The sequence below is a fragment of the Finegoldia sp. genome (genome assembly GCF_046991905.1).
Lineage (GTDB): Bacteria > Bacillota > Clostridia > Tissierellales > Peptoniphilaceae > Finegoldia.
Genome location: NZ_JBKWZF010000006.1, coordinates 18,024 through 27,472, shown reverse-complemented (window position 1 = coordinate 27,472; position 9,449 = coordinate 18,024). Strand labels below are relative to the sequence as shown.

Genomic DNA, 9,449 nt, shown 5'->3' with positions numbered 1-9,449 from the left:
TTAATGGGTATCACAAAAGCATCACTTGCAACTGAAAGTTTCTTATCTGCAGCATCATTCCAAGAAACTACAAGAGTATTAACAGAAACATCTATTAAAGGAAAAGTTGATCACTTAATAGGCTTAAAAGAAAATGTAATAATTGGTAAACTAATACCTGCAGGTACAGGAATAGCAAAATATGACAGAATTGAAGTAGATTATGACGGAAAATCAGAAGAAGAAATTATTGAAGCTGCAAAAGCACAAGAATTAACTGAATCTGAAGAAGAGGAAGAATCTACAGTAAAATCTGGAAACTACGAATCATTACAAGATGAGGATAAATAATATTTAAGAATTAAGGGATGTGTGTTCGCATCCCTTTTTTTATAAAATTAAGGAGTTTTGATGAAAAAGGATACAAACATCATAGAAATAAAAAACTTAAGTTTTCAATATGAAGGTTCATCAAAAGAAGTATTAAAGAACTTAAACATAGATATTAAAGAAGGAGAATTCATCTGTGTATTGGGTCACAATGGATCTGGGAAATCCACGTTAGCAAAATTAATTAACGCACAATATATTCCTACAGAAGGCGACATTTTAGTAGGCAATATGAATACAAAAGATGATGAAAGCTTGTGGAATATTCGTGAAATGTGTGGTATGGTATTCCAAAATCCAGACAACCAGTTGGTTGCTACAATTGTCGAAGAAGATGTTGCATTTGGACCTGAAAATTTGGGAGTTCCAAGAGAAGAACTTCGTAAAAGAGTGGATGACTGCCTTGAACTAGTAGGAATGAGCGAATACAAAAGACACTCTCCAGCATTGCTATCTGGTGGTCAAAAGCAAAGAATTGCTATTGCTGGGATATTGGCGATGAATCCAAAATGTTTACTAATGGATGAGCCGACTGCAATGTTAGATCCTCAAGGAAGAAAAGACATCTTGGATACTGTGTTGAAGCTTCGAGAAATTGGTAAAACAATTATTCATATAACACATTACATGGAAGAATGTGTACATGCAGATAGGATAATCGTAATCAACGAAGGAGAGGTAGTTTTAGAAGGAACTCCAAGAGAAGTTTTCTCAAATGTTGAGAAAATGAAAGAAATTGGGCTTGATGTTCCAGAACCCACTGAAATTAGCTACCTATTAAACAAATCAAATATAAATGTAAGACGTGATGTCCTTACTGTAGACGAACTAGTTGAAGCTTTGGAGAGTGTTAGGTGATAGATATGAAGATAGAATGCAAAAACTTAGAACATATTTATAACAAATCAAATCCATTTGAAAAAGTAGCCCTAAAAGATGTTAACTTAGAGATAAATTTGGGTGAGTTTATAGGAATTATTGGTCACACTGGAAGTGGTAAATCAACTTTGGCACAGCATTTAAATGGTCTCTTGGAGCCAACAGGTGGCGATGTTTTGGTAGATGGAATATCAACTAAAACAAAAGTCAAAACAGATATTAGAAAAAATGTTGGGCTAGTGTTCCAATATCCAGAATATCAATTATTCGAAGAAACTTGCTACAAAGATATTGAATTTGGACCTAAGAATTTGGGACTTACAGATGAAGAAATCAAAGAACGTGTAGAATGGGCATGTGAAGCTGTTGGGTTAGATGTTGAACACATGAAAGAGAAATCACCATTTGAATTATCAGGCGGACAAAAAAGAAGAGTGGCGATTGCGGGAGTTTTGGCGATGAAACCTAAGTTTTTGGTGTTAGACGAGCCTACTGCAGGTCTTGATCCTTTGGGACGTGATATGATTTTGAATCAAATCAAACAACTTTTTGAAAGAGAAGATATGACTGTTATTTTAGTAAGTCATAGCATGGAAGATATCGCAAAACTTTGTAATAGAGTAATTGTTATTGACAATAGTCAAATTTTTATGGACGACAAACCAGAAGTAGTGTTCAGCAAAGAAGACGAACTAAAGAAAATCGGACTTAGCATTCCACAATCGACTCAAGTTGTCAGAAGATTAAAAGAAAAAGGAATTAATGTCGAAACTGATTGTTTGAATGTAGAACAAGCCTATGAAAGCATCAAGAAAGCTATGGAGAAAAAATTATGATAAAAGATATAACAATCGGTCAATATTTTGCATCGGACAGCATAATTCACAAACTAGATCCAAGAGTCAAAGTTACTTTTACGTTTTTATACATTATCGCTATTTTTCTTATAAGTAAACTTTGGGTGTATGCTCCTGTTTTAGTATTTTTAATAGCTATAATCAAAATATCAAAGATAAAACCAAACTTTGTTTTCAAAGGAGTGAAACCACTTCTACCTATTATTTTATTGACATTCATACTAAATGTGTTGATGACACCGGGAGAAGTTGTGTGGAAATTTGGTATTTTCACAGTTACAAAATCTGGGTTAAATTTGGGATTTTTCATGGCATTTCGATTAATTTTCTTGGTTTTGGGTACAAGTTTATTGACTTTAACCACTTCGCCAATTGAATTGACCGATGCAATGGAAAAAATGCTACATCCTTTTTCTAAGATAGGATTTCCAGCTCACCAATTTGCGATGATGATGACGATAGCGCTTAGATTTATTCCGACATTATTTGAAGAAACAGATAAAATCATGAAAGCACAAATGGCGAGAGGTGCAGACTTTGAGTCAGGAAATATAATCAAAAGAGCTAAAAACCTTGTGCCACTATTGGTGCCATTATTCATAAATGCACTAAAAATTGCAGGAGAACTTGCTGTTGCCATGGAAGCTAGATGCTACCGTGGTGGAGAAGGAAGAACAAGGCTTAATGAATTATCGTATCAAAATAGAGATTTTGTTGCTTATGGAGTTATCATTTTATTATTCATTTTAATAATAGTGAGTAGAATAATATGAAAAACATCAAATTAACAGTTCAATATGATGGTTCAAAATTTTACGGATGGCAGAAGTTGAATGATTTGCCATCCGTACAATTAGAGATAGAAAAAGCAGTAGAAAAAATGGTTCATCAACCAGTTAAGATTAATGGAGCAGGAAGAACTGACAAAGGAGTTCATGCAAAAGGTCAAGTATGTAACTTCATTGTTGACACAGATATTTCAGCAAACCAATTTCTAATGGGAGTCAACCACTTCACAAGTGATTCGATTGTTATTGTTAAAGCTGAAGAAGTGGATATGGATTTTCACGCTAGATTTAGTGCCAAATCCAAAACATATAAATACATTTTATGCAACAAATACTACATGGAACCTTGGTTTAATGATTACAAAGGTCACAGAAAATATTACTTAGATTTTGATTTGTTACTAAAATGTAGGGATATGCTCATCGGAAAACATGATTTTACATCATTTGTGAATGATTTGGAAGAAGACATTAATCCGATTAGAACTATTGATGAAATTACAATCGAAAAAATTGATGATGATATTGTATTCACATTTAAAGCGGAAAGTTTTTTAAGAAATATGGTAAGAATTTTGGTTGGAAGCATGGTTGATGTAGCCAGAGGAAGAAAAAGCATCGACTGGCTTAAAAATGCTTTGGAAAACAAAGATAGACAATCTGCGGGAATCACGATAGAACCATGCGGATTGTATTTAATGGATATCGAATACTAAAAGGGGGAGTAAATGAAAAACTTTACAAGAAAACTCGTCAGAGTAGTGATGATACTTATGATGATGTTGGTTTTCACAAATAGCGAATCTTTTGCGGATAAAGATACATTCGTGATTGGAATGGAGGCGAACTATGCACCATTTAACTGGTCACAATCTACAGATGAAAACGGAGCTTATCCTATTGAAAACAGTAAAGGCGAATATGCCAATGGATATGACCTTCAAATTGCTAAGAAAATCGCTGATAGTTTAGGGAAAAAATTAGTTGTAATAAAAATGGAATGGGACGGACTAGCACCGGCAGTTATGAGCGGCAAAGTTGACGCTATAATTGCAGGAATGAGTCCAACAAAGGAAAGAAAAGAACAAATTGATTTTTCAGATACTTATTACAGCTCTGATTTGGTAATTGTAACTAAAAAAGACAATAAATACGTAAATGCAAAATCTTTGGATGATTTAAAGGGTTTTAAAATTACAGGTCAACTGAACACATTCCACTATAAAGTAATTGACCAAATTAAAGACTGCGATAAACTACCTGCAATGGAAAGTTTCCCTTCTATGCTTTCAGCAGTTTTGGCAGAAAAAATAGACGGATATGTTTCAGAAAAACCACAAGCATTGAGTGCTGAAGCTTCTAATGCAGAACTTTCTTACATTGAGTTTGATAAGGCTAAAGGATTTGAAACTTCAGCTGAAGATACATCAATTGCAATAGGGGTGAAGAAAAACTCTGAGTTGACTGATAAAATAAACGAAGCTCTGAAGAAAATCAGCCCTGAAGAAAGAGATAATTTGATGCAAGAGATGGTAAAATTAAATGTCGAAAAAGATCAACCACAAGGATTTTTATCAAAAGTTAAAAGTATTTTTAGTGAATACGGAACACTTTTCTTAAAAGGTGCCTTGATGACATTGTTTATCGCCAGTGTATCGACAATTATAGGATTTTTGATAGGAATTTTGGTAGCAGTTATTAGAAATATGAAACTAGATAAGGAAAAAAATAAATTCACTTATTATCTTCACAAAGTTATCAATTTCATCTTGGCTTGCTATGTAGAAATATTTAGAGGAACACCTATGATGGTTCAATCCATGTTGATTTATTTCGGAGCAAAATTGTATCTAGGAATAGATATGGCGCCAATAAGTGCAGCGTTGTTCATAGTAAGTGTCAACACAGGAGCTTATCTGTCAGAAGTTGTACGTGGAGGAATTAATTCTGTAGATGTTGGGCAAATGGAAGCTTGTAAGGCTTTGGGAATGACTCATGGACAATCTATGATTAATGTTATATTGCCGCAGGCCATCAAAAACATTCTGCCTTCAATTGGAAATGAATTTGTAATCAACATCAAAGATACGTCAGTATTGAATGTAATTAGCGTGACTGAATTGTTCTTTGTTTCTAAATCTATCGCAGGTTCAACGTATAATATATTTGAAACTTATGCAGTTACTTGTGTTATATATTTCGTGTTGACATTCTCATTGACAAGACTTTTGTTATTCATTGAAAGAAAATCTACCAATAGAGAATACGTAATGGAAGCAACTACTGGAGGAATGTTCAATGGAAAATAAAATAATAGAATTGCAACATTTGAAGAAAAGTTACAACGGAGTTGAAGTTTTAAAGGATATTAACTTTACGATTTCAAAAGGAGAAGTTTTATCGATAATTGGTTCATCTGGATCTGGTAAATCAACTATGCTAAGATGTATTAATCTTTTAGAAAAACCAACAGGTGGAGATATTTTATACCACGGAGAATCTATACTTTCTTCCAAATTCAATCAAAATAAATTTAGATCCAAAGTCGGCATGGTATTTCAACAATTTTATTTGTTTGAAAACATGAGCGTAATGGAAAATTGTACTGTAGCACAAATCAAAGTTCTTAAAAGAGACAAAGATTCTGCAATAAAAGAAGCTAAGAAATATTTGGAACTTGTAGGAATGATTGAGCATGCTCACAAAAAGCCAAGTATGCTATCAGGTGGACAAAAACAAAGAGTTGCAATTGCAAGAGCATTGTGCATGAATCCAGAAGTTTTGTTGTTTGACGAACCAACATCTGCGCTGGATCCTGAAATGGTTAACGACGTATTGCAAGTAATGTCAAAACTTGCTGAAACAGGAATGACAATGGTAGTAGTAACACACGAAATGCAATTTGCAAGAGATGTGTCCACTAGAGTTTGTTTCATGAATGAAGGCTACATCATTGAAGATACAGATCCACATACAATGTTTACAAATCCAAAACACGAAAGAGTCAAAGAATTCTTGAAAAATTATTTGAATAATTAAAACAACACGCCCTTTATCATATTGATAAAGGGCGGTTATTTTTATCTAATTTTTCTAATGTAATTGTGAACTACATAATTGTTGTTATACTTCGTATATATATTATACGGACTGTAAATAGAGTTTATTTCTAGTTTGTCTGAGTTACCAAAAGAAACACTGAAATCAAACGTATTATTTGAATTTGATTCTGGCCAAGCTACTATTGTAAAATCTGTAGGAGATGTTGCAGTTTGTTGTTTTATGAACATCTTTGCTACACCGTTTGAATCAGTAGTTTTAGTTATTGTTTGGTCGAATCCTTTTTGGTTTCTAATTCTTAGATATAATTTCAAATTAGAAAGTTTCTTGCCGTTTTCATCTGTGGCAAATATATTAATGTTAGCTGTATCTGCAAGATTATATGAAGTCTTATCAGTTTCAAATTTTAATTTTACAGTTTGTTTTGTCTCAGGTTTAGTTTCTGATTCTTTGACGATTAAAGTTGTATTTGCAGAAGAATTTTTGTATCCATTTTTAGAAACAGTGGCTTCAATGTAATATCTTCCAGCTTTTTGTGGTCTAAATGTATAGTAGCTATTACCGTTTCTATCTGTTTTAAATGTTTTTTCTTCTTTGTTGTCATTTTCATCAGTTATACTTAGTACGACATTAGCACCTGAAATTCTTGAAGTATTATTTTTGCAATTTACAGTTATCATTGATGCTTGATTTAACTGAATTTCAGGACTATCCAAATCCACTTTTGTCTCAAAAGAAACTCTGTTATCTTTTACTTCAAAACTTACATTATCTTCGTTTGTGTTTCCTTTAGAATCAGAAGCCAATATGTTCACGCTATAAGTGCCAGCTTCATCTAATTCATTCGCCTTTAAATATAAAATTGTTTGACCGCGATAGTTTGTAGTTAATTCTTTTTCTATAATTTTCTTAGATGGCTTATTGATAGTGAATTTGACCTTAGCACCTTTAATATTTCTTTTATTGGAGTCTGTTACTACAGCAGAAATATTATTAGTATTACCTATAGAGATTGAACTTCTGTAGACGTTTGATTTGATGTTTACTGCATTTTTACTTTCTGGACTTTCACCTTCTACATAAATTACAGCAAAGTTTGAAACGTTTGAACCATCAGTTGATTTTGCAATTATTTTAACTTTACCAGGATTATTGCATACCACCATAGAATTATTTACAGATGCGATGTTTTCGTCTGAACTTTCCAAAGTTATTTGAGGATTTTTCGTGTTTGATGGTAAAATTCTAGTGTCTATTCTGAACTTATCGCCAACTTTAGCTTTTTTATAGGAAGGATACATTATAATGTTTTGAACTTTAACATCCTTGTCAACACTATCATCGATGTTTGGTTTTTCTGGTTCTGTTACGTTAACTCTAATATATTGCAAAATTCTAGGATTGTCAGCTGACTTAACTGTAACATAACATTGTCCAGGGTTTAGTCCTTTTATTATACCGTCATTGTTTACAGAACAAATATTTGTATTAGATGATGACCACATCAATATTTTGTTAGTAGCATTTTCTGGATAAGCCTTAGCATCGATTTGAGTGTCTTCACCTTGTTTCAACGTGATGTTATCTTCAGAAACCAAAATTTTATTTACTCTTATTTCTTGATTAGGCTCAGGAACATCAGGTTGTGGTGTTGGATCGACAGGTTCAGGATCTGGCGTTGGGTTAACACCTGAATAAGGCTTTGTGAAAGCTTTCAAACATACATTTGCATTAGCTCTATTTCTTGCCAAATCTGACCAATTATATCCATCGTTAGAAATAAATGATTGATTATAACCTGATCTTGCTCTTGACGAATATCCATAAATCATAGACTCAATAGGAATAGGGTAGCTGTAACCAGGAGTTGTAAGCTTAACAATTGGTGCAAAATATGCTCCTGCATTTATTTTTTGTGCATTAAATTTTACTGTAGTGTATCCTGCGTTTTCTACAGTTCCTCTGGCAACTAGTACCTTGTCGTTGAACCCACTGTTTCCACCGATATTCGTGTTAACATAAATTTCGTATTGAGCGCCATTTGATGGAACAAAGAATCCTACCTCGTCGATTTGACTAGTTCTACTGACAGGACCAAAAATATTTGAAAACCAGCCTGTTTGGTTGTAACCAATACTATCAGTCATTCCCAAATCATCATAATACCAAATAGATTTATTTCTATCTTTTTCTTTTAAAACAAAAATACAGTTACCTTTTGCGATATGAGCATCATAATAAGAAACATGGTAATATCCACCTTGATTTCCCCAACGATCACCCCAACTATTTTTTACAAGCCAAGCACCATCTCCAGGAGGAGTAATTCCGAAATTATATCTTGAATAATCATCGTCCCAGCCTATAATAGTGACAGCGTGATTTTGCCAACCGTAACCAGGATTGTAATGGCTCATAGAATAAAAATTAGTGTAACTTGTGTCACCATTTACTGTAGTGTAAGATGCACCATATCTCATAATCGCTCTTTTTAATCTGTCACGATCTTGATTATTGTTAACATCTGGAATATACAAAGCTTCCTTCAATTCTTTTGCTGGAAGTAAATTGTATGGAGACCTAAAATCGTAAGCAGAATAAGGATCGTCTTTTTCCCAAATGGGACCAGACCATCTGGATAAGTAAGCTGCAGAAACTGCCCTTGTACCACCTTGATCAGGAGCCCAGTCAAAACCGTGAGTATTTCTCAAATGTTTTTCTGAAAAATCTGTGAATTGACCATTAGTAAGCATATTTGATTCTGCAGAACCATAAGTTGCAAAAGCCCAACAGGATCCGTTTGGCCCTTGAGCTTTTACAGGGGTAACTCTGTTATGTTGGCGTAAATCATAGTTTGCAGGAATACCATACGCTTTTTGTCTAGGAATGTCTTCTTTTTCATTAAACAAATCGTAATTCGTGTTAACTAAAAAAGGATCTTCATTTGAACCGTAGTTTTTCGTAGTCTTGGGACTACTTTGTTGTCTATTAAATGCTGGATTTCTAGGTGCTTCTCTAAAATCGATTTCTTTTACGGTCAAATCATCGTTTAACTTGAACTTGTTTTGACCATCTGCAAAACTTGTTGAAAACATAGATTGCAAAGTAAAAACAGCGATTAATAGCAATAGATTTCTTCTTTTCATTTTCAACTCCTTGTAATGATTCTAAATATTAATTCATGACTAAAATAGTATACTTAACACTATTAAGAATTAACAATTATATTATACTACTTTTGGAAGGATAAATATATACATTGAACAATTTCATAAACATTTCATATAAGTTTGAAATATTGTGATTTTCTCATATTTAATACTGCAGTATGTTAAAATCGGAGTTAATTAATGTAAAAAATTAAATATTTAATGTAAAATTTCAATAAAAACATAGATATTTCTAAATTATGTGATATAATGTAGTAAATAAAGTTAATAAATTGAATTAATAAATATCGAGAACAAAAATCTTTTTAAGAATTTAAGCATATTTA

Annotated in this window: 8 protein-coding genes; 7 read left to right on the top strand and 1 reads right to left on the bottom strand. The window is 32.9% G+C overall.

Annotation, left to right across the window (positions count from 1 at the left end; translation table 11 throughout):
- The 7 genes from ACLUJM_RS04045 to ACLUJM_RS04015 form a co-directional block, all read left to right on the top strand.
- On the top strand, positions 1–330 hold a 330-nt coding region (locus ACLUJM_RS04045), incomplete at its 5' end, for a hypothetical protein (protein WP_412412270.1).
- Between the two features lie 60 nt (positions 331–390).
- The gene (locus tag ACLUJM_RS04040; protein ID WP_294685083.1) at positions 391–1,227 is read left to right on the top strand and encodes an energy-coupling factor transporter ATPase; all 837 of its coding nucleotides are present in this window, start codon (positions 391–393) and stop codon (positions 1,225–1,227) included.
- Between the two features lie 5 nt (positions 1,228–1,232).
- Positions 1,233–2,084, top strand: a complete 852-nt coding sequence (locus tag ACLUJM_RS04035) for an energy-coupling factor transporter ATPase (RefSeq protein ID WP_294685085.1) — start codon at positions 1,233–1,235, stop codon at positions 2,082–2,084.
- Positions 2,081–2,878: an energy-coupling factor transporter transmembrane component T family protein gene (locus ACLUJM_RS04030; RefSeq protein WP_294685086.1), complete on the top strand. Its 798-nt coding sequence runs from the start codon at positions 2,081–2,083 to the stop codon at positions 2,876–2,878. The genes ACLUJM_RS04035 and ACLUJM_RS04030 overlap by 4 nt, the downstream gene beginning before the upstream one ends.
- Positions 2,875–3,609 (top strand): tRNA pseudouridine(38-40) synthase TruA, encoded by a 735-nt coding sequence (truA, locus tag ACLUJM_RS04025; protein ID WP_412412269.1) that lies wholly within the window; start codon positions 2,875–2,877, stop codon positions 3,607–3,609. The genes ACLUJM_RS04030 and truA overlap by 4 nt, the downstream gene beginning before the upstream one ends.
- 12 nt (positions 3,610–3,621) lie before the next feature.
- Positions 3,622–5,202, top strand: coding sequence for an ABC transporter permease subunit (locus tag ACLUJM_RS04020; RefSeq protein ID WP_294685089.1), 1,581 nt, complete (start codon positions 3,622–3,624; stop codon positions 5,200–5,202).
- The gene (locus ACLUJM_RS04015) at positions 5,192–5,932 is read left to right on the top strand and encodes an amino acid ABC transporter ATP-binding protein (protein WP_294685091.1); all 741 of its coding nucleotides are present in this window, start codon (positions 5,192–5,194) and stop codon (positions 5,930–5,932) included. Before ACLUJM_RS04020 ends, ACLUJM_RS04015 begins: the two co-directional genes overlap by 11 nt.
- 41 nt (positions 5,933–5,973) lie before the next feature.
- On the opposite strand, the gene ACLUJM_RS04010 is transcribed toward ACLUJM_RS04015, so the two are convergent.
- A complete protein-coding gene (locus ACLUJM_RS04010) occupies positions 5,974–9,099 on the bottom strand; it encodes a lectin like domain-containing protein (protein WP_412412268.1) in 3,126 nt (1,041 codons plus the stop codon).
- Between the last annotated feature and the right edge of the window lie 350 nt (positions 9,100–9,449).